The organism is Pseudobdellovibrio exovorus JSS (assembly GCF_000348725.1).
Lineage (GTDB): Bacteria > Bdellovibrionota > Bdellovibrionia > Bdellovibrionales > Bdellovibrionaceae > Pseudobdellovibrio > Pseudobdellovibrio exovorus.
The window spans coordinates 204,430-222,832 of the sequence record NC_020813.1 but is presented as its reverse complement, the minus strand read 5'-3'; the positions used below and the strand labels follow the sequence as shown (position 1 = coordinate 222,832).

Annotated in this window: 22 protein-coding genes and 1 other RNA gene; 6 read left to right on the top strand and 17 right to left on the bottom strand. The window is 40.6% G+C overall.

Annotated elements, in window-relative coordinates; genetic code table 11:
* Position 1: 1 nt before the first annotated feature.
* The 9 genes from A11Q_RS01120 to A11Q_RS01080 form a co-directional block, all read right to left on the bottom strand.
* Positions 2 to 1,450 carry a restriction endonuclease subunit S gene (locus tag A11Q_RS01120; protein WP_015468935.1) on the bottom strand — a complete coding sequence of 483 codons (1,449 nt, stop codon included), beginning with the start codon at positions 1,448 to 1,450 and terminating at the stop codon, positions 2 to 4.
* Positions 1,447 to 2,067 (bottom strand): hypothetical protein, encoded by a 621-nt coding sequence (locus A11Q_RS01115; RefSeq protein WP_015468934.1) that lies wholly within the window; start codon positions 2,065 to 2,067, stop codon positions 1,447 to 1,449. Before A11Q_RS01115 ends, A11Q_RS01120 begins: the two co-directional genes overlap by 4 nt.
* Positions 2,064 to 4,580 carry an EcoAI/FtnUII family type I restriction enzme subunit R gene (gene hsdR, locus A11Q_RS01110; protein ID WP_015468933.1) on the bottom strand — a complete coding sequence of 839 codons (2,517 nt, stop codon included), beginning with the start codon at positions 4,578 to 4,580 and terminating at the stop codon, positions 2,064 to 2,066. The genes A11Q_RS01115 and hsdR overlap by 4 nt, the downstream gene beginning before the upstream one ends.
* Positions 4,577 to 4,783, bottom strand: coding sequence for a methylation-associated defense system helix-turn-helix domain-containing protein MAD1 (gene mads1, locus A11Q_RS01105; RefSeq protein WP_041575011.1), 207 nt, complete (start codon positions 4,781 to 4,783; stop codon positions 4,577 to 4,579). The genes hsdR and mads1 overlap by 4 nt, the downstream gene beginning before the upstream one ends.
* Before the next feature lie 268 nt (positions 4,784 to 5,051).
* Positions 5,052 to 5,645 carry an HAD-IA family hydrolase gene (locus tag A11Q_RS01100; protein WP_015468931.1) on the bottom strand — a complete coding sequence of 198 codons (594 nt, stop codon included), beginning with the start codon at positions 5,643 to 5,645 and terminating at the stop codon, positions 5,052 to 5,054.
* 329 nt (positions 5,646 to 5,974) lie between these two features.
* Positions 5,975 to 6,172 carry a hypothetical protein gene (locus tag A11Q_RS01095; RefSeq protein WP_015468930.1) on the bottom strand — a complete coding sequence of 66 codons (198 nt, stop codon included), beginning with the start codon at positions 6,170 to 6,172 and terminating at the stop codon, positions 5,975 to 5,977.
* Complete coding sequence (locus A11Q_RS01090) at positions 6,150 to 6,911, bottom strand: hypothetical protein (RefSeq protein ID WP_015468929.1); 762 nt, start codon at positions 6,909 to 6,911, stop codon at positions 6,150 to 6,152. The genes A11Q_RS01095 and A11Q_RS01090 overlap by 23 nt, the downstream gene beginning before the upstream one ends.
* Positions 6,901 to 7,911, bottom strand: a complete 1,011-nt coding sequence (locus A11Q_RS01085; protein WP_015468928.1) for a P-loop NTPase family protein — start codon at positions 7,909 to 7,911, stop codon at positions 6,901 to 6,903. Before A11Q_RS01085 ends, A11Q_RS01090 begins: the two co-directional genes overlap by 11 nt.
* A gap of 9 nt (positions 7,912 to 7,920) precedes the next feature.
* Complete coding sequence (locus A11Q_RS01080) at positions 7,921 to 8,187, bottom strand: hypothetical protein (protein WP_015468927.1); 267 nt, start codon at positions 8,185 to 8,187, stop codon at positions 7,921 to 7,923.
* A gap of 537 nt (positions 8,188 to 8,724) precedes the next feature.
* On the opposite strand from A11Q_RS01080, the gene A11Q_RS01075 reads away from it, so the two are divergent.
* Both A11Q_RS01075 and A11Q_RS01070 read left to right on the top strand, forming a co-directional pair.
* Positions 8,725 to 8,907, top strand: a complete 183-nt coding sequence (locus A11Q_RS01075; protein ID WP_015468926.1) for a hypothetical protein — start codon at positions 8,725 to 8,727, stop codon at positions 8,905 to 8,907.
* A gap of 31 nt (positions 8,908 to 8,938) precedes the next feature.
* Complete coding sequence (locus A11Q_RS01070; protein WP_015468925.1) at positions 8,939 to 9,199, top strand: hypothetical protein; 261 nt, start codon at positions 8,939 to 8,941, stop codon at positions 9,197 to 9,199.
* A 17-nt stretch (positions 9,200 to 9,216) separates the two neighbouring features.
* Here A11Q_RS01070 and A11Q_RS01065 read toward each other — a convergent pair whose 3' ends face one another.
* From A11Q_RS01065 to ssrA, 5 genes are all read right to left on the bottom strand, one after another.
* Complete coding sequence (locus tag A11Q_RS01065) at positions 9,217 to 9,699, bottom strand: GyrI-like domain-containing protein (protein WP_015468924.1); 483 nt, start codon at positions 9,697 to 9,699, stop codon at positions 9,217 to 9,219.
* Positions 9,700 to 9,732: 33 nt separating this feature from the next.
* Positions 9,733 to 10,287, bottom strand: coding sequence for a pentapeptide repeat-containing protein (locus tag A11Q_RS01060; protein WP_015468923.1), 555 nt, complete (start codon positions 10,285 to 10,287; stop codon positions 9,733 to 9,735).
* A 36-nt stretch (positions 10,288 to 10,323) separates the two neighbouring features.
* On the bottom strand, positions 10,324 to 11,547 hold the full coding sequence (locus A11Q_RS01055; RefSeq protein ID WP_015468922.1) for a tyrosine-type recombinase/integrase: 1,224 nt from the start codon (positions 11,545 to 11,547) through the stop codon (positions 10,324 to 10,326).
* Positions 11,544 to 11,903: a helix-turn-helix domain-containing protein gene (locus A11Q_RS14045; RefSeq protein ID WP_015468921.1), complete on the bottom strand. Its 360-nt coding sequence runs from the start codon at positions 11,901 to 11,903 to the stop codon at positions 11,544 to 11,546. The genes A11Q_RS01055 and A11Q_RS14045 overlap by 4 nt, the downstream gene beginning before the upstream one ends.
* 227 nt (positions 11,904 to 12,130) lie before the next feature.
* Positions 12,131 to 12,482: a transfer-messenger RNA gene (gene ssrA / locus A11Q_RS13675) on the bottom strand.
* Positions 12,483 to 12,689: 207 nt separating this feature from the next.
* Between ssrA and A11Q_RS01045 the strand changes: the two genes are divergently transcribed.
* Positions 12,690 to 13,052: a hypothetical protein gene (locus tag A11Q_RS01045; RefSeq protein ID WP_015468920.1), complete on the top strand. Its 363-nt coding sequence runs from the start codon at positions 12,690 to 12,692 to the stop codon at positions 13,050 to 13,052.
* Here the strand turns inward: A11Q_RS01045 and A11Q_RS01040 are convergent.
* A complete protein-coding gene (locus A11Q_RS01040) occupies positions 13,049 to 13,885 on the bottom strand; it encodes a M48 family metalloprotease (RefSeq protein WP_015468919.1) in 837 nt (278 codons plus the stop codon). The genes A11Q_RS01045 and A11Q_RS01040 overlap by 4 nt on opposite strands.
* Positions 13,886 to 13,962: 77 nt before the next feature.
* On the opposite strand from A11Q_RS01040, the gene A11Q_RS01035 reads away from it, so the two are divergent.
* Together A11Q_RS01035 and A11Q_RS13235 are read left to right on the top strand one after the other, a co-directional pair.
* Complete coding sequence (locus A11Q_RS01035) at positions 13,963 to 14,520, top strand: DUF4423 domain-containing protein (protein ID WP_083860457.1); 558 nt, start codon at positions 13,963 to 13,965, stop codon at positions 14,518 to 14,520.
* 75 nt (positions 14,521 to 14,595) lie between these two features.
* Positions 14,596 to 15,042: a flagellar basal body rod protein FlgC gene (locus tag A11Q_RS13235; RefSeq protein WP_015468917.1), complete on the top strand. Its 447-nt coding sequence runs from the start codon at positions 14,596 to 14,598 to the stop codon at positions 15,040 to 15,042.
* Between the two features lie 379 nt (positions 15,043 to 15,421).
* Here the strand turns inward: A11Q_RS13235 and A11Q_RS01025 are convergent, their stop codons facing one another.
* Positions 15,422 to 16,339 (bottom strand): TIGR02147 family protein, encoded by a 918-nt coding sequence (locus A11Q_RS01025; protein ID WP_015468916.1) that lies wholly within the window; start codon positions 16,337 to 16,339, stop codon positions 15,422 to 15,424.
* 104 nt (positions 16,340 to 16,443) lie between these two features.
* Positions 16,444 to 17,151, bottom strand: a complete 708-nt coding sequence (locus tag A11Q_RS01020) for a hypothetical protein (protein WP_015468915.1) — start codon at positions 17,149 to 17,151, stop codon at positions 16,444 to 16,446.
* A 207-nt stretch (positions 17,152 to 17,358) separates the two neighbouring features.
* On the opposite strand from A11Q_RS01020, the gene A11Q_RS01015 reads away from it, so the two are divergent.
* Complete coding sequence (locus A11Q_RS01015; protein WP_015468914.1) at positions 17,359 to 18,372, top strand: serine/threonine protein kinase; 1,014 nt, start codon at positions 17,359 to 17,361, stop codon at positions 18,370 to 18,372.
* The last annotated feature ends 31 nt before the right edge of the window (positions 18,373 to 18,403 follow it).

Genomic DNA, 18,403 nt, shown 5'->3' with positions numbered 1-18,403 from the left:
GCTACTTCTTCTTTTTTCGTGGGGCCGTCTTAGTCTTCGCAGCTTTCGGAATTGCTTTTTCTTTCTCGGCCAAAATTTTGGCGAGTAATTCATGGCCCGTTCCTTCCGATGGTATTTGAGGAACTAGGCGACCCTCGAAGGCTTTTTGAAGGATGGATTCTTTTTGTTGAACAAGTATAGAAGATTTTAATTTTAAATTATTTTTTAACAAATCTATCTTTTCCAATATATGTTTATATTCTTTGATAAGACGAAATTGTTCTTTAATTGGAGGTAAAGGAATAAAAAGATTTGACAGCGTTGTTCCATTTATATTTGGTTGAGCTGCACCACGCTGACTCCCTGTAACAAAATTCCAATATGCTGGAGAAGTAAAATAAATACTTAAAAGTTCAGGCAGAACAATTTTTTGATTTAACCGAACTTTTATTAAATACGATGCAAACACACTGTTTTTAACATCTTCTTTTATTAAAAAACTTTTTCCGACCGTTCCTCCTGTTCTGGCAAACAGAATATCCCCGACAACAAGCTCTAACTTAGCCGCATCTTCTTTCGATGGAGTACAATATGGAACATTATTCCAGTTTACACCTTCTGTAGTAATATCTGTAATTCGTAAAAATTTATGTGTGCCTTTTTTTGACGCAGAGGCAGTAAAACCGTATTGAATTTGCTTAGAAATTTCCCCGAGCTTAACCCATTCCCATCCATTAGGAAGCTCATAAGGTTTTTCCCCATCTGCAATAGGCTGAAACTCCTGTTTAGCTTTTAAATTTTTCTCTTTTTTTTCTCTTATTCTTTCCAGAAGTACACTTATTGATTCATCATTCGGATCTTGCTCCACAAGCTCCCCACGAAAAGCTTTCGCAAGCGCTGATTCCCTGTGTTTTTCTAACAGCGTTTCGATTTTTTTAAGATTCGCCTCAGTCGCATCAATCTTTTCAAAACAGGATTCGATTTTTTGGACTATGCGCTCTTGCTCTTGCCTAGGAGGCATTGCAAATGGCTGCTCATAAATTACGGAGCGAGAAATATTTGGCTGCGCTCCACCTTGTCCTAGTGCAATATATTCTTTTCTGTAAGCCATTAACCAAAAAAATAAATATTTGTAATATATTTGTTCGTATGTCGTACAACAAGCACAAGCCTGATTTACAGCTACCTCTATATCAAGTATGCCTAGCTTCCCAATAGTAGCACCATACATAGCCATAATTATCGTTTTTAACGGATATAGTCTTCCACCAATATCCTCTAAACCAAGCTCAGTGATTCTATCGGGAACCTCTACAACGAACCCATTATTTAGATCACCTGTCTTAAGCCAATTAATCTCTCCACCATAAAACTCTTTTTTTGATTTTAATGGTGTTCCTCCACTACCCCATGTGCCGGCAAACTCAAGAGTACTCTCCGCCCAGCTCTCCGGAATATTCAACTTACTCATATCTCTGCTCCGTAAAAAATACCCAGAAACTCATCCAAACGACTTACTAGGGTTCTCTGTTTAAACAGAGTCAAAAGGCTGGAGCTCATATAAATCGCTTCTTTCGTCATTTTTATAGGCTCAAAGTGATTTGCAAGATAGTCCTCATACAAAATAGAAAATTCACTTTGATTTCTTACTTGCTCAACTCGTTTTGATTTTAAATTCAGCTTTTCATCAAAAAGAAAATAGCGGTAAAAATCATACTCGTCCACCGTCTTCTCTGAAGAAAAGCTGAAGGAGTACTGCGATAGCAATTCACGGTTGACCTCATTAAAATTCATCTCTTCGCGTGCTGACTTAATCGACTTAATGCTTGAAAAAACATCTTGAAGCTCAGTTTTTGAAGCAAAGATCTTTTTAAGTTTATTTTTTTCGCGCATTAAAGAGACCTCATCAAAAACTCGATCGGTCAGGTCATAAACCTCATCTAAAGTTTTATTGTTTAACCGTGCTTTGATCTTGGCGATAATCTCAGGGGCCACATCTATAATCTCATTTGGATGAGATTCAACTTTAATTGTCCCTGTAGGAACTCCAAAGGTCATGATGTTTAAATATTCATTATCGTTCATCATGCCACAACTCTTTCGTCGTAAAGAGCTAACTGAATGTCTTCGACAAATTGTTTAATACCGTCTGTGCCACCAAAAATCTCACGAACCCCTTGAAATTCGCCATATTTTTTCATTTGTGGAACTTGCCAAAGTTCTTTTGAAAAATTTAATGGATGATATTCCATCTCTGTATAAATTTTCAATAAATCCGATAAAAAGGCATCCTTTTTGAGATCGTTAAAATGAAAGACCTCAGGATGCAGTTTTTTTGCTTTTTCAATACGCTCTTCTTTTGTAATGTAGTTTTCGCCAAAAAGAAGATTTACTAAAATATCGAGCGTATCTACGCTTCGCATTTTATGTTTTTCAAAAAAGATCTGAGTTAAAGCCCCTAAATTAATTCCTAAGTCATTAACTGATTCTTGAAACTCTTTTCGCTTCTTTTGATCTTTCCAGATTAAATTTAAATCGGCCAAAGAGTTGAACTGATCTTTCAATATATTTGACTGATATAAAATAAACTCATCTGTGCTCATGGGTTTTCCATCGGGCCCTGTTAAGGCAATGGACTCAGCGGCCATGACTATTCTTCCCGAAAGGAAGTCTTCACTCATGCGATATTTGATATGATTAATAACTTCAGGTTCAGGCTCGATGTAAACTCCAGAGCCTTCATCAACACCTTCTTCTTCCTTCTCTTTCTCTGTAACTGGAACTGGCGCCTCTGAAATGTCAGTTTCTTCTGCCTCTGGTTTTTCAACAATTAGGGCGCCTTCATCAATAAAGTCCTGCGCTTCGTCATCCCACTCGGGATCATTAAAAAGCTGGGTCGAGTAATTCGCATATTCCAAAATAAAAAAGCCCAGTTTTTCTTTGGTTCGATCTTGCGGCTCGTAAGTGCGTGTGCCGCGACCAATAATTTGTTTAAACTCAACCATTGAGCCAACATTTCTAAAGATAACAACATTCTTGATATTTTTAACATCTACACCCGTAGTTAAAAGCTTAGAGGTGGTGACAATAATCGGTTGATATGAATCTAGGTTTTTATATTTTTCTAAATCCGGATATTTCCCATCGTTGTCTTTGTCATCACCCGTAATTCTAACGGCATAATCACCTTTATAGTCCGTCAGACCATATTTTATTTTATACTGTGCAAAAGCTTCTCGGCAGTATTTCGCCATATCTAAGGCGTGTTCTTGATTTAAACAAAATACAAGCGTCTTTCCTAGGGGGTCAGTAGAAAACAGATGACGTAATAAATGATAGGCAAAGGCCCGCGTTCTTTGCGGAATAGAAAGTTGTCTTTCAAAGTCTGGTGTCAGATAGTCCTTAATTTCTAATTTTTTACCTCTTACATCCACAATGTCTGTTCGATCTGGACGATATCCTAAAGCATCTATGTTAGAGGTGACCCGCTTTATGATATACGGCGCCAAGTATCCATCTTGAATACCATCTTTCAATGAATACACGACTACCGGCTCTTTAAAGTGAGCATAGGTATCATTCGATTCATCCCGCTTAGGAGTCGCAGTTAAACCAACCTGAGTCGCTGACTTAAAGTATTCAAGAAGCTTAAACCATGAACTGGTTTCTTTTCCATCCTGACTACGACGAGCCCCCCTGTGGGCTTCATCAATAACGATTAAGTCGAAATAATCCGGTGGAAATTCTTTAAAGCGATCAGGTTTCCCTTTTTTACCAGCTTCTTCGTCATCGTCCGCTCCAACAAGACTTTGATAGATCCCAAAATAAAGATCTCGTCCTAGGGGCCATTCTTTTTCTTCCGGTTTTAAACGGTAGCAGGCATCTTTATCCATAGCCGCATCGAAGTCGGCAAAGGCTTGATCGGCTAACAGGTTTCTATCCACAATAAAAAGGATCTTTTTTTTCTCTTTAGCTTTCCAAAGCTTGTAAACAAGCTGGATAGAGGTGAAGGTTTTCCCTGTTCCCGTCGCCATTGTGATCAGCACGCGATTTCTTCCGCCAAGTATAGCTTCAAGCGCCTTGTTCACCGCTTTTTCTTGGTAATATCGCGGCTTCCTTCTTTGGCCAATGCCAGACTCGTCATAGTAGTCCTGAATAAGTGCTTTTTGCTTTTCTGGTGATTGATCTAAACCTGACTCTTTTAAATACATTTGCCACAGCTCTTCTGGCCCGTGAAATTGATCAACCTTAGTTTGAGTACCTGCTTTTAAATTAAAAAATTCAATTTCGTGACCATTTGTTGAATAAGCAAACCATAGACCAAGTTTTCGCGCGTAATCTTTAGCCTGTCTTTCTCCTTCAAGATAGTGTTTCTCTTCAGCTTTTACCTCGACAACCGCTATTGCCAAAGATGACGAATATCGAAGAAGGTAGTCAGCATACACAGGTTTAGTCCGAGTCGCGGATTTTCCATCAAAATGAATTCGTCCAGCTGTGATTTTGTATTCAGGGTCCACTTGCCAATCGTGATCTAACCACCCTGCGTTTTTTAGTTTTGGATCTACAAGTTCTTTTCTAGTTTTAGCTTCGTTACGACTCATAGTTTATCCTCAGCCTCACCAGTAAAAATCCACTGATCGACCTCTTGGACTTTAAACTTCCACTGTTTTCCAATTTTATGGGCTGGGATTTTCTTATTTTCTAGCCAACGATAAACTGTCTCTTTTGAAATTCCTAAATACTGCGCTATCTCTTGGACAGATAGCCATCTATCCGTGATTTCTAAATTCACGATCGTCTCCATGATGAGTCATCTTAGTTGTATATGTCGTTTAAATTATTGGTTATTTAACAAACAGTGACAAGCAATAACTAGGAATAGACATCTATGCCAACAGTTGAGTCAGCTTTATAAAGCGTAGGGAAACTTGGTGGATATGACGCCACCCCAACAAAATCATACACTTAGCGTAGGTGGATACCAAAAGGTAATCACGACTTTTAGTCTGGTATCCAAATCGCGGGCCACGGATACCGCAAACTAAATATTTACTAAGTATGTAGCAAAATACTTAGACGAATGCAGATTTGAAATCACTCAGCGATTTGTAATGGTGAGTTTTAAGTCCGAGCGTACCAGCGGACTCAACATGTGAGAGTGAATCGTCAACGAACAAAATTTCGTTCGGCTTACATTTCAACTCTGCCAAAATATGTTCAAAGATTTTCTTGTCCGGCTTGCAATAGCCTACATCAGCGGAATTAAAGATTCTAAAAAAATAGTTTTCGATTCCAAGCTTAGTTAAGTCACTCTTTAATCGCGTTGTGCCATTAGTAAGAATTACGACTGGAACATCAGTAAATTTGTCTCTTACAAAATCCAAATATTCCTGATCAACGATTCCAGAAAAATCATTCCATTCTTCCATAGCGAGTTTTGCCGTTTTTGAATCGCATAGCTTCGCGAGAGCAGTTTCGATAGTTTGTCGCCACTCTTCATCACTCAATTTTCCGCAGACAGCTTTGTTGAGGTTTTCCTTTTCAAACGCGGTCTTCAAAATAGATCCTTCTGGCAAATTATATTTCTTTTCGATTTTCGAATTTCGTTCGAGTGGATAATGGCGAATCACTCCATCCAAATCTGAAAGAATAAATTTGAATTTCATTTTCCTCCTCGCCGTTTTTGATCCGAAAAACCGACCGTTTCATATATTTTTTGTTTATGAAATCGCGTGAAATTTCCGAATAGAATCAACAACCCAAAAGTGAGAAAAAATAATCTCACAAAAATTCGACTCTGTAAATATTTGAAATTACTAGTCAATTTCAAATTTGGAGTTAAATGGTGGAGGTGGGAACTCAAAAATAACTACCTGAAACCACTAGATATTTCGATTTTAGGTTCTCACCCGCTCCTCACGCAAGATAAATACAAGGTTTTTCGGAGTTAATATAAGACTTTTGTCGGGAAACTTTCTGAAATTGAACCCAATTCCTAGATGTCTCCATCTCCACGCACTACACGCTTACACTCTGCTTTTAATTCACAAAAATCGGCGGTGATTTGCTCCCGTGTCAGGTTCAGGTATTCCCGCATGGTTTTCTCAATGCCATTTTTTAAAAGATACTTTTCGTATCGTGGCAACTGACGGACAAAGTCCTCTAAAATTTTAATCTGCTGTGTTTTCGTCATTTTTTAATTCCTCCATAAAAAATAATTTTCTTAAAATGGCGTTCTGTCGTTCGGGTTCATGCTTGAGATAGAAGGCTTGAAGTTTTGCTTTTGAAGTTTCGACTTCTTCAAGCAAGAAATCCATCGCTACCTCTTTTTTCAGTTTCAACTCCATGCGGTAGATTTGCTCATCAGTGTATTGCTTCGGATAAAAAGACTCTTTTTTATTGTCCCTTATTTCTTGGGACTTGTCGTATAAGGTCAGTTCAAAAACTGAATTAAAAATTTTGTACTGCTTGTTCTTACCGTTCAGTTTCCGACGGATCGGGACTTCTTCGGTTCCCTTGCTAAAGTTTTGAAACGGCAGTTTTTTGAATGGCAAAAGTCCCGTGTATTTGTAATCGACACGGATGTGTAGAGTCGTAATTTTGAACTCTGCTCCATACTCATTCAAAAAGTTGATAAGTTCTTTCACGGGACCAAATGCACCTTCTTGCGACCAATAAAAACCTTTTAACTGCCCATAGATTTCTGACGGGTCGTTCTTCCAATACAAACCCATCTTTTTTGATGAGAAAAAACGGGCAAACTTAAAATGCTCTTGCTGTTCTTTTTGTAAAAAAATCTTTCCGATTCTATCCCAGACCTTGTCCTCAAAATCTTGATGGGCTTGGATAAATGTCTTTCGTTGGCGTTTTATCATTATCGCCAGCCAGTCAATTTTAGGCGGTGATACGATTTCAAAATCTTTACGGCTCATAGTAGAACCTCACTTTGCCGCCGACATAACTTGAGGTCTTGATGTAGCCGTATCCCATCGGTTGCTTGATGTGATGACTTTTAAAGGCAAGTTCAGGCGTAAAAATCGTTTCGGCAAACGCCACAGACTCCGTGTATCTCACGGCAATTTTTATCGGGATAAGATTGACCTCGATGTTTCTTAAAGAGGCGACCGTTCCCGATTGGCTCGCCAAGATGACCCAGATGTTTTGACTTCTGCCGACTCTCACCCAAGATTTAATTACGCTGGTTATTTCTTTATCGTCATTTGCCTCTTGAACTTCATCAAAAACAAAAACGATGTGTTTTTTGTTTCTAAATCCTATTTCTTCCCATTGAAGTCGCTCCTCCTCGGTGTCTTTTAATATCTGTTTAAAATGCTCTAGGTCTTTCGGGTTATGATAAGAGTAAGCATTTTCAAAATCGGATTTTTTGGATGTAATGATATGAATTTTAGCACCCATCTTTTTCAACTGCTTGATAGGTCCGTTTTTTAAAAAATGTGTTTTCCCTGTTCCCGACGGGGCAAAAATGAATGCACTTCTGTTTTCATCAAAAGAATGTTTTTTGATACCATCAAAACCAATAAGGACATCGGTTCTTTCTTTTGGTTCTTTGGTGACGGGGCTTTTAAAATCGGCTTTTCTTCCAATGACTTTGAATTGATTGACCCGTTCAAAATCAACAATCTCAACGCCGAATAATTCCTCGATGGCTTGCTGTTTTTTGTAAAAATCCAGCGTGGAAAATCCATAATTGAACTTTTTAAAAGTTAATTCTTTTTTTCTATTTTTAAAATCTATCTCTTGAGGCGTTTGATTAACTCCGTCAGTGTTGAACCGCTTATAGCCCATTCCTAACTGAAAAAGAGCGTCTTTGATTTTTCGATTTTTTTTATTTGAAGTGTATAGCCATAGGGCAAGGGCTAGAAAAACTAGCCCCGCTATTACAGCCATCACTATTGAAAGTAATGTGTCCATAAATCACCTTTACTTTCTAGGAGGCAAAAGTTTGATGATTGTTTCGCCCGCAATCACTTCGCCTTTTTCGCCCTTGAAGGCGTAGGGTCTGACCTCGGCTTCAACTTCCCCTAAAGGCAATTCAACAAGTGATTTAATCTTTTTCAAAACTTGTTGTGCGTGGATGCTTCCATCCACTTTTTTGACCTCTTCATTTTCAATATAGTTCGCACTATATTTTCCGTCTTGGTCTTTAACGGTTGTTCTCGCCACGATGGCAATTCTTAAAATACGCATATTTACTCCTTTGTTAATTGTTTGGTGGTGCGTCCCACTGATGAGTAAATAGGTACGGATTTTTCTAAAATTGATTTTTTGCGATTATTTTTTAGATTTTTTTATTTTCTTCCCTTTTCCCTCTATAAATCTTCGCTAATAGTAATAGCGAAGATACTCCTTCATTTATTTCCCGAATTGCTTGGGGCAATTCGGGAAACCGCCAAGGATATTCTTAAAACAAATCAAATGCTTATCATCTTTTTGGCTTTCCTAACTGATGGACTTCATACTAACAAAAATAAGAACTTTAATTTTTGCTCCCTCATTTTTTAACCCCTTTAACTGATTAAGCCCCTTTTGTTCTTCAGTGAATGGATATTCCTTACTGCTCAAATCACGCCAACACTTCTTGTTGTCATTGGATTTAGCCCAGTCATTTAAATTTTGTTTTTTATTTCATCACGGCGGGGCTTGGTTTTGCTGGGTTGTTGCCTCTATTTCCTGCGAAAGGCAACGAACCACAAACTGATAAAAGCTTTTTAGAAAGGGGTTTTTATGAAAAAAGTGCAAGAGCAGAAAAAATTGGAAGTTCAGACCGAGTTTGTTTTTATGAAACCACTCAAGGTATCTAAAACAAAAAATGGCAACTTGCTTGTGTATGTTAATCATACGACTGGCATTAGTCTTCATCCGAACTTTGTTAAAGCCGTGATGGACTCACGCAAGAAAGCCTCCTAACGGGGGCTTCTTTTTTAAAGGAGGTTATTTTATGAATTGGGAATTTATCATTCAAAAAGTATCGGACACATCTTGGCATATTGCGATTATGGTCTCGGTAATTTCACTTTTAAAGTTGGGTATCAGCCAATGGTTTTTAGTGAAACTTGCGGAGGTCAAAACAAGTAAAATTATTGTTCGCAATAATGAGAAGACGGCTTCCTATCACAAGCCCGAAGAGGGTGAAAAGGTCATACAGATTTTCAAAAATGCAGATGATATTGACACCGACTTTTTTGACAAGTCCTCCTAACGGAGGACTCTTTTATGCTATCTTTTCTTTACGGGGATAAAAATTTCTTCTTCGCTATTTGGATCATTGTTTCTGTATTTGGCACCCAAGATTTCAAAATGAGGTCTGTCGTCCAGTTGATACTCAGACTGGGGCAACCAAGTCTTAAAAATGTAGTCAAAAATTCGAAGGTCTGTACTTGAACCCTTATAGGAAAAAATCGCATAGAGACCACCTGGCAAAATGAATGTCTCCATCCCGCTTGGTACTTTGTCAAAGTTTGTAACTTCAGCAGTCGCCCATTTTTCAAAAAATGTTGTTGGGTCAAACTTCAAAAAGTATTCTGCATTATAGATAGACATGGAAATCAAATCGTTAGAAACAGTGTTTTCTATTTCTTTTCGCCTTGGAGAAAATACTTTCCAAAGAGGCCCGACCTCGTATCGAGCAACGCTGATGGAATGACGGTTTCCAACTAACTTTTTTTCTTTAATAATTTCAATCTTTGGCTCTATATTCATTTCGTTCCCTCTTAACATTTTATCTAAATCGCTTCACATATCTACTTCTGCACCGAGGGCGGTAATAAGTGACGCCACATACGGAAATGAGAATTTTGAACCCTTAATTTTTGTCGTGCGAATATCGAAAACATAGTCTTTGCTTGACCGAAAATCAGAGCCAGTCAAATTGGCTCCATTTAGATTTGCACCTGCAAAATTTGAATGAGAAAAGTCTGATTTACTTAAATCGCATCCAGTAAAATCAACTTCCACGAGACTGCACTCAATGAAAACACTATTATCCAGTCTAAGATTTTGAAACACAGAATAGTTTAACTTACACGACTCAAATCGTGGACGGCTAAAATTCTTAAGTACGCACCAATTAATTCCAATCAAGTTTGAATTCTTAAAAACACAATTACGAATCGAGCCAGATGTAGGTTCTATGTTCGCCAAGTTGCATTGAAGAAAAGTGCAATCAACAAACAGACAGTTTTTTAATGAAAACTCTGAAAAATCGATGGAGTGAAAATCACAGTCTTCGTAAGATTCTCCGTCTTTTAAAATAAAGTTTTGCTGTTCAAACTTTTCATTACTTGGCATAAAACTCCTCAAAATATCTCGATAGAAACATCAATGCTAACCCACGTCTTCTTTTTTCGGATTGAACGGAATGATTTTCGCCTCAATGTCATCATCGAGAACATCAGTAATATTCTTAATCGCTCGTTCCCTATCCAAGTCTCGCACATATCTCGCCATCGTTCGGTAGTCGGCGTGTCCGACGGTTTCCTGCAACGCCTGAGATGAAATGCCTTTCAGTAGCATATGCGTAATGTGTGAAGCCCTGATAGAATGAAAAGAAGTCTCCGTAATTTTAAGTTCTTTCTGAAATCCTCTTAAGACTATTGCGATTTTCCCATCTCGCCACATTGGCAAATGAGGCAACACATAGGACGAGTCTGCTTGAATTTTTAAATTCATAAGATGGCGTCTCAATGATTTGTTAATCGGAATACTTCGGGCGTGTTTGTTCTTCGGCGTCTTTTCTTTTTTTGATTGAAAGCAGTAGGACCTTCTCAATCGAATGATTTTAAAGTCTGCATCAATGTCTTCCCACTTCCACGCCCACAATTCCCCCGAACGCATTCCCGTATGATAGGCACAGTAAAAAATCGAGTGCCATTCGGAGTTAGTTGCCGCTGTATGAGTAAGAAGTTTTGAAACTTCTTCCATGCTCATTTTAGGAATGTCATCCACCTGTTCACGATTGTCGGCACCCCACGGATGAATTCCTTTGCATGGGTTGTGGGTGAGTGGAGTTATTTGCTTGTTGTAGTGATATTCAAAAACTGCACGAATGTGTTTCAAAATACTTTTCACCGTTGATTTAGGATAGCCTCTTAATTTTTCTGCCAAGTCATTTCGGATAAATTCTTGCTTGAAATCCGACAGCCGCATTGAGTCCCAAGTCTCGGTGTGCTTCTCAACGGTCACTTTTTGATTGGAAAAAGTCTTGTCGCCTATTTTTTCTTTAAGAGTTTGGTCTTGGCTTACTTGCTTGTAGCGTTCTTCAAAATATTTTTCTTTTGCTTCTTTCCAAGTGTAGTCGCCATTCAGGTGTTCTTGCTCTTTCAGTTCCAACTCGTGGACAAACTGATTTCTGATTTTTCGGGCTTCAGTCAAAAAGCGTACATTGCGTTTTGCTTTTGTGTGTTGAACACCTGCACCCTTCGGGTCCTCCTTGATTCTTTTCCTGACTTTGACATCGTAGAGATTTGGACCAACTTGATAGATGCCATTTTCAACAAGGCTCGGATCTTTTTTGTTTCTTGGCTTTTTATCCGTTTTTTCTTCGCTCATTTTTTGGGTCCCCTCAATCGTACGTCTACGATTTGTCGGACGAATTTGAGGTCCTCAGGAGTCAAGTTTCCAAGCACCTTACCAAGGTAGTGAAGGTCGTTGTCGTCTTCTTTGAAGTCTCGAACGAGTTCATAAAAATACTTTCTTGAAATGCCCCCATAGACCCTTAATAACTTGTCTAAAGTGTCGTTGTTTTTAGGAAGGTCAGTCCGTCCGTTCTCAATGAAGGAAACCATCGTGTCCGATAGTCCTGTTCTTTGAGACACTTCCTTTAAAGTCAGTTTATGTTTTCGACGGAGAGTTTTTAACACTTGCCCCTCTTTGGTAAGAAGAGGCTCTTTTGTTCTTTGGCTCATAAGGAATACATAGCAAAATGCCGTTAAATTTACTACAAATTTAATAAGTAATTAGTTGGTCCTCAAGTCGGTCTATCATTTGGTCCTCACGGGGTTTAAAAATAAGCCTCTTGCAAGTTGCTGATTTATGGTCTAAATTACTAATAAATATAAGGAATTTCTTATTTTTAAAGGGAAACCCTTATATTTGTCTTATTCTTCTATTCAAATATAAGGGTTGCTAAGATTGGTGGAGGCGCCGGGAATCGAACCCGGGTCCGCAAACGATCCATGAAGAGGCGCTACATACTTAGTCTCTGTTTTAATTTGTTAGCGGCACGTCCAAAGACAAACTGACCACTAACATTCCCCCAGAAACTCTTAGGCCTGCACGCTGGAGAAAACCATGCAGACCGATCCGGCATTAATGACGATGAGTTAAACCAACACCGGCGATTCGCCTAACCATCGTAGCAGAACTAAGCTGCTAAAGCGTAGCTATCGTTTGATAGTACAAGTTTGCACGTTTTTAACGAGGTCCTCATGCGCCCCGGTATGCTCCTCTTACTTCAGCGTCCACGTCGAAGCCTTGTCGCCCCCACATATGAAACTTAATAAGACATCCTTACGGATGCTCGACTGTCTCTTTTTCAGCCGAACATTTATCCTAACTCATTTTTATTGGTTTTCCCATCCTATTTAATAGGTCTAAATTCGTTTTAGATGGGTTTTCCCTTTTGGTTCTCAAGTTCACCCCGCCTTAAACCGAAATAAATTGTGCCGAGTACGGCAAAGGAGTCCTTTAATATGAAATTCGCAATTCTTTCACTTTTGTTATTCACTTCATTAAATGCTTCAGCTGAATTGTGTACCCCAGATGAAACTTATCAAAAAGCGCTTTCTTATATTAAACGCTCCCATTCAAAAGCTGACGAAATCTATCTTCAGCGAAATGATGTTCGTAAAGTAAAAAATGGCGAATACGTCACTGATGCCAACGGCAATTATGTCATTGAAAAAGTCGATGTTTCCTATGCTTATACAGGAAGTAATGGTGACATTGTGGTGGGTACACACTGGGTGTCCGCTTACAACTGCCACACCTCAGGGACTGGTAGCGGTCAATCTGGGCCGGGACGAAAATTCTCGGAAGAGTTCGAAGCTCCTTAGCGACGGGGAGTGTAAGTCGCTCCGTCTTTTTGCTCGACCATAACACGCTTCACGTTGTAACCCACTCCGGTTTTAGAGGGCCTTGCTTTCAGACGCACCATCAAAGAGTGCTCTTGTCGTCCTGACTTATAGCTCAGGCCATATTCACAGTTATAGGTCACCAAAGCCGTCATCGTCAGATCTGAAGACAAATCGCCACGCTGTTTGGCAAATGACCAATGCAGATTGTACATAAAAATTCCTGTGGGACGTCTGGTTTCAGTCTCGGCACCGAAATACAACTGGTACAGACACAACGCACTCTTTTTTACTTCCTCACTGATATTGATCGCTTCGTCACCTAAAAACAACATCACATCAGGGAAGGTCGTCACATCATTAGACGTATTGATTGCCGAAATTCCAAATCCGCGCATCCATGGCAGTGGCGCCGTCATGTAGCTCTGCTGAGAAATAAACATCCCCACACGCACGCCTAATAAATCTAAGAACTCATGGGACTCAGATCCGTAGTGATGCCCCAATTCATGAATTAAGATGGCCAAAATTTCAGGTATGCCAATTGGAACTTTGTAACCGATGTGATCTAGCGTGTAGATCATATCTGTATTGATATAAATCGGACTTCCCGGTGTGCTTCCTGTCTTCGCCACTTTCACTTCAGAGTCGATAACAAAAAAACCGGGGTAATTGGATTCCGAATAAAACTGAATCAGGTTCTGATTCAGTCTTTCACTGGGTAAACCATTTAAGATATTTTGCAGAACAACTCTCTGCCTAGAGTCCAACTGGCAAGAGACAGAAGACAGACACGATAGTAAATAAGAATCCAACTTTGCAAAAGTGAAAAGGATATTTTTTCGGCTAACCCGCCGCCATTATTCACTAAGTCTCCGCCGTTCTAAATCTTCTGAAGCTCTCGAAAGAACAAAAAGATCAGATCGTCACACAGGTTTTACAAAGTTCGCGCTTAGAAGAGTCCTATTTGAATCTATACGAGGATGAGTTCTACTTGGTTTCTGATTGGTATTATTTAGCTATTTTGAATTTAGCACGCTTGAAATCGAATCAAGCCGATACGGACTGGATTGCAAAACGTTTAAATCTGACCCGCGAAATGGCGGAAGAGGCTTTACAGCGACTGATCCGCATGGGCTTTTTGAAAATTGAAAACTCACGTATGGTACGACTGGCGCGACCCGTGTCTACTACCTGTGATATCCCTTCTGTTGCTATTCGTAACTATCACAAACAGATCCTCGATCTTGCCGGCCACTCTTTAGATAATGTTCCCCTAGAAATGCGCGAGATCAGCGCTATCACCATTCCCACCAGCGGGAAAAATCTAGCCAAGGTCAAAAGCTTACTTCTGCGAACGCGTAAAAAAGTCGCGACCATGATGGAAGACCCCAATGGCGCTGAGGTCTACACCTTAGCTATTCAACTTTTCCCTCTAACTAAGGTCTAAGTTTTTAGAAAACTGCCCCAAAGTCCAAACAGCTTCTGCAAGCCCGCATGTTAATCTTTATAAAGGAGATTTTGCATGAAGGCGTCTTTTGCCGTTCTGATATTTTTATTGATGACTGCCTTGTCTGCGATAGCCTCTGCAGAGGAAAAGCAGAAGTTGGCTTTAGGGGTCGACAAAGACCCCTGCCGTACACGCGATAATATGCGCCTGCAAATCGAAGCCAGCTCACTGAATCTGAAAAACCTCAACACCACTCGCACAGCCAATGGTGGTTCCTATTTGCGCAAAGAGATGATTTGCAAAGCGCAATACTGCGTGGTTGTTTCACGCGCTGATTTTGTCTGGAAACATGCTCCAGAGCATCCCGATGCGGACCAAGAGGGCAACCTACGCCTACCTAAAATTAATCCGGACAAAGAGTCGGCGCTTTTGAAAGATGCCCAAAAGCATTTTGAAATGGCAACCCGTGCCTGCAACAGGCTGCGCGCTCTTAAACAACAAAGTGAATCTTTGTTACAGTAAATCCTCTTTTACTTCGATCTAAAGTCAATTTTTTCAGCACACTTTCAAGTGAGTTTTTGCTCTAAAAACTTCAGACAATTTCACTTTTTTGAATTTTTATGAAGAAATTTTCACTGGTGTCAGATGAATTGTAACTATAGACGCGACATATCATGACACTGCTTAAAAGGCCTCTACTCAACAAAATTTACTGTTTTCAGAGGGAGTTATCAACCAAACCCACAGAGTTTTCCACAACTCACCGAGTTTTCCAGTGTCAAAAGTATACTTTTTTTAGAATTTCACTTTTGTGGTTTTGTGAAATGATCACGACATTTTTTTAGGCAGGACGAAATAAAGGACTCAAACAAAGACTCTGAAAGAGTCCCAACTGAAGGACTCAGTTGGGCTTTTTAGACGCGTTGCTCACAGGGAACAATTGAAGGTTCAACTGATACACGCGTTCACCTTTTGAAGACATACGCGCAATCGAATTATCTTTATGCAAGGCTTTGCGCATTTGTCGCAATTTAAACTTAATATCTTCGAACTCTTTTGCGGTCAGGGATAATGTCAACGAACCGAACTCGCGCTCAGTGGCACTATCTTGATACAAAGACTCTAAACCCAAGTACATCAACTGCATTTGTAACTTACGCACCAACGCCGCAGGAATTTCTTCTGGAGCTTCACTTGGTTTGCCTTTACTGATTTTTCCAGCGCCATCACGTACCAGCTCGCCAGATTTCAACAGATTTTCCAAAGCATCGTTGATCTCGCTATCAGAAGCTTTACCGCGTAAAAGTTCTTTCAATTGAGACGTTTCAAAACTCACGCCCTCTTGATCAACCATGGCGTAAATAATCCAGCCGATCCAGTTCGGTACTTTTTCAAATACACGGCGATCTAACTGACCCAGTTTCAATTTTTGCTCAACACGGAATTCAGATAACTGCTTCAAAGCATAGTTGCGATCAGCAGGATCTTCCGCTTGATTGAACATCACTAAAAGTTTTAATTCATCACTTTGAGCTTTATTCAACGAACACGCTTTTGCGAACTTCGCCACCATGTCTAACGACAGATTGCGCTTTCCTTCGATGATCATTTTCAAATAGTTCGGAGACTTAATATCCGCCGCTGCAGAAAAAATCGCATACGAGTAAGGACGCACAGAAGTGCGGGTCATATTCTTCTTTGCACGATAGAAATCCGCCAGATACAGGCGGTAATCCATATACTCTGACAAAGTCGGCAATGCACTCGAAGTGTTTGAATTTTCTAGCTTTTGATTTAACTGCGTTTCTGTATTTTGCACATGCCCTCCAATAAAAAGGCCTCATGCCATTGTCTGCATGAGGCCGAAGCTTTGACAACAAAATTCAGGCGACCACAAGTAGTAGCCGCGGTCAGCGCCGAAGATTAACGCAGAACCAGCGTCACTTGTTCTAAATTAAAGTCACCTGCCACAAATATATTTAAGTTTTGAGCATTGTAACCCAGCACTACCTGTGCCGGAAGGTAGAAGCTCTGCTCTTGCGAGTAAGCTCCTGTGAAGCGCAACTGTCCGAAGTCAGTTGAATTCACCATAAGGTTCACTAAAGCCATGCTGTACGAGTTGTATGGATTGTAACGACTAGATCCACGCACAATCACACGCTCAACTGTGCGACCACGATAGCGGTACATATCAATGTACGGAGTGATATCAACACGGGCATTACCCACAACTGTGCGGTACAAGCTGATGTTCACTTGCTCACCATAATATGATGGTGGCGGATAAGAAGGTGGATAGCTCGGTGGATAATGTGGAGGTGGAGCCGGTGGGCGCGGTGCTACTGGCGGACGCGGAGCCACAGGGGGACGAGGTGGTGTCGGAGGACGTGGCGCTACCGGAGGGCGAGGAGGAGTGGGTGGGCGCACGCCGGGACCAGGTCCATGACCGCCGCCATGTCCAGGCCTAGGGCCACCATGACCTCCACCGTGTCCGCCATGTCCACCGTGACCGGGGCCACCACGGCCGCGATCAGAGGTTTGCATGTCACCGTGATAAAGCGCTAAAGATTGAGCACTGGCCATACAACCTACTGATATAACTGCTAAAAAAACTTTTAAGAAATTCTGCATTTGACTACTCCCCCGTTCAAATTGGTTTTTTAATTTCAAAGTACGTTCAAAAATTTTAAAATCATGCAATTCGTTCTTGTGCTTAAAGCAACAGGTGTGCCTAAAAAACCAGAGCCAAGCTGGCCTCAGCCGCAAAATGTCTGGCGGGCTGTAGAGATTACAACGGCGTGAGCTGACATAAAACGATCTTTCAGTTAGGTTGTCTGTGTGCAAACAGATTCACAGAACTTCTATCAACTTGATCCCAATCTGATTTTGGCCACTGCCGAGCAGAACAACTTCTTCGTCACTGGCGAATTGATTCAGCTAAACTCGTACGAAAATCGCGTTTTCGATATCAAATTAGAAAATGAAATGTCCCTCAATAAGAATTCAGCTAGCAGCAACTCTATCAGTCACAACTCCGTTATAAATAACTCTATTATAGCGAAGTACTACCGACCCAATCGCTGGAGCCGCGAAACCATCTTAGATGAACATCGCTTTATTCAAGAGCTGAAATCCGAAGGGATCGAAGTTGCCAGCACCTACACGTTAAAGAACAACTCGTCTGTGGATATGGTCGATGGCATTTATTACAGCTTCTTCGAAAAAGTCAGAGGACGAATGGTGCAAGAACTCACCCCGAGTCATTTCAAAAAACTCGGGCGCTGGCTGGCACGACTGCACAACGTGGGCAGTCAGAAAATCGCCGAACATCGTAGTTTTATCGGCCCCAGCAATGACGGCAAGTGGGATCAGCTAGATCAGTTGTTATCACGAGTTGCTCCTGAAGTGGTGGGACGCTACGAGGCCGCAGCGGTGCGTATTTTTGAAGAATTAGACGAGCGCTTAGCTCAACTGTCTGATCAGGATTTCATTCGCCTGCATGGAGATTTGCATCGAGGCAACATCCTAGAAGACTCTACCGGAGACTTTGTCGTGGTGGATTTCGACGATATGATCAATGGCCCTGCCGTACAGGATTTCTGGATGCTGATGCCCAGCACAGAAATCGACAGCCCCGAATTCCAAGGGTTGATCGACAGCTATTCCGAATTACGCGAATTCCCCTATGAACAGCTCAGCCTGATTCCACTTCTGCGCGGTTACCGCATCATCACCTACGCCATGTGGATTATGAACCGCTGGAGCGACCCAAGCTTCCCACGCCTATTTCCTGAATATGGAAGTTATCTTTACTGGGCCGAAGAAACTGAAAGTTTAGAAAAGCTCAAATAAAAAAAGGCGCTACTTGCGTAACACCTTTTTC

Bases quoted from the DNA above. Each gene is read 5' to 3' on its own strand.
- A11Q_RS01055 (WP_015468922.1), bottom strand. From the start codon at position 11,547: ATGAGCGAAGAAAAAACGGATAAAAAGCCAAGAAACAAAAAAGATCCG.
- A11Q_RS01065 (WP_015468924.1), bottom strand. From the start codon at position 9,699: ATGAATATAGAGCCAAAGATTGAAATTATTAAAGAAAAAAAGTTAGTT.
- hsdR (WP_015468933.1), bottom strand. From the start codon at position 4,580: ATGAGTCGTAACGAAGCTAAAACTAGAAAAGAACTTGTAGATCCAAAA.
- A11Q_RS01090 (WP_015468929.1), bottom strand. From the start codon at position 6,911: ATGAGCCGTAAAGATTTTGAAATCGTATCACCGCCTAAAATTGACTGG.
- A11Q_RS14045 (WP_015468921.1), bottom strand. From the start codon at position 11,903: ATGAGCCAAAGAACAAAAGAGCCTCTTCTTACCAAAGAGGGGCAAGTG.
- A11Q_RS01120 (WP_015468935.1), bottom strand. From the start codon at position 1,450: ATGAGTAAGTTGAATATTCCGGAGAGCTGGGCGGAGAGTACTCTTGAG.
- mads1 (WP_041575011.1), bottom strand. From the start codon at position 4,783: ATGGAGACGATCGTGAATTTAGAAATCACGGATAGATGGCTATCTGTC.
- A11Q_RS01070 (WP_015468925.1), top strand. From the start codon at position 8,939: ATGAATTGGGAATTTATCATTCAAAAAGTATCGGACACATCTTGGCAT.
- A11Q_RS13235 (WP_015468917.1), top strand. From the start codon at position 14,596: ATGAAGGCGTCTTTTGCCGTTCTGATATTTTTATTGATGACTGCCTTG.
- A11Q_RS01115 (WP_015468934.1), bottom strand. From the start codon at position 2,067: ATGATGAACGATAATGAATATTTAAACATCATGACCTTTGGAGTTCCT.
- A11Q_RS01100 (WP_015468931.1), bottom strand. From the start codon at position 5,645: ATGAAATTCAAATTTATTCTTTCAGATTTGGATGGAGTGATTCGCCAT.
- A11Q_RS01095 (WP_015468930.1), bottom strand. From the start codon at position 6,172: ATGACGAAAACACAGCAGATTAAAATTTTAGAGGACTTTGTCCGTCAG.
- A11Q_RS01020 (WP_015468915.1), bottom strand. From the start codon at position 17,151: ATGCAGAATTTCTTAAAAGTTTTTTTAGCAGTTATATCAGTAGGTTGT.
- A11Q_RS01060 (WP_015468923.1), bottom strand. From the start codon at position 10,287: ATGCCAAGTAATGAAAAGTTTGAACAGCAAAACTTTATTTTAAAAGAC.
- A11Q_RS01085 (WP_015468928.1), bottom strand. From the start codon at position 7,911: ATGGACACATTACTTTCAATAGTGATGGCTGTAATAGCGGGGCTAGTT.
- A11Q_RS01075 (WP_015468926.1), top strand. From the start codon at position 8,725: ATGAAAAAAGTGCAAGAGCAGAAAAAATTGGAAGTTCAGACCGAGTTT.
- A11Q_RS01045 (WP_015468920.1), top strand. From the start codon at position 12,690: ATGAAATTCGCAATTCTTTCACTTTTGTTATTCACTTCATTAAATGCT.
- A11Q_RS01080 (WP_015468927.1), bottom strand. From the start codon at position 8,187: ATGCGTATTTTAAGAATTGCCATCGTGGCGAGAACAACCGTTAAAGAC.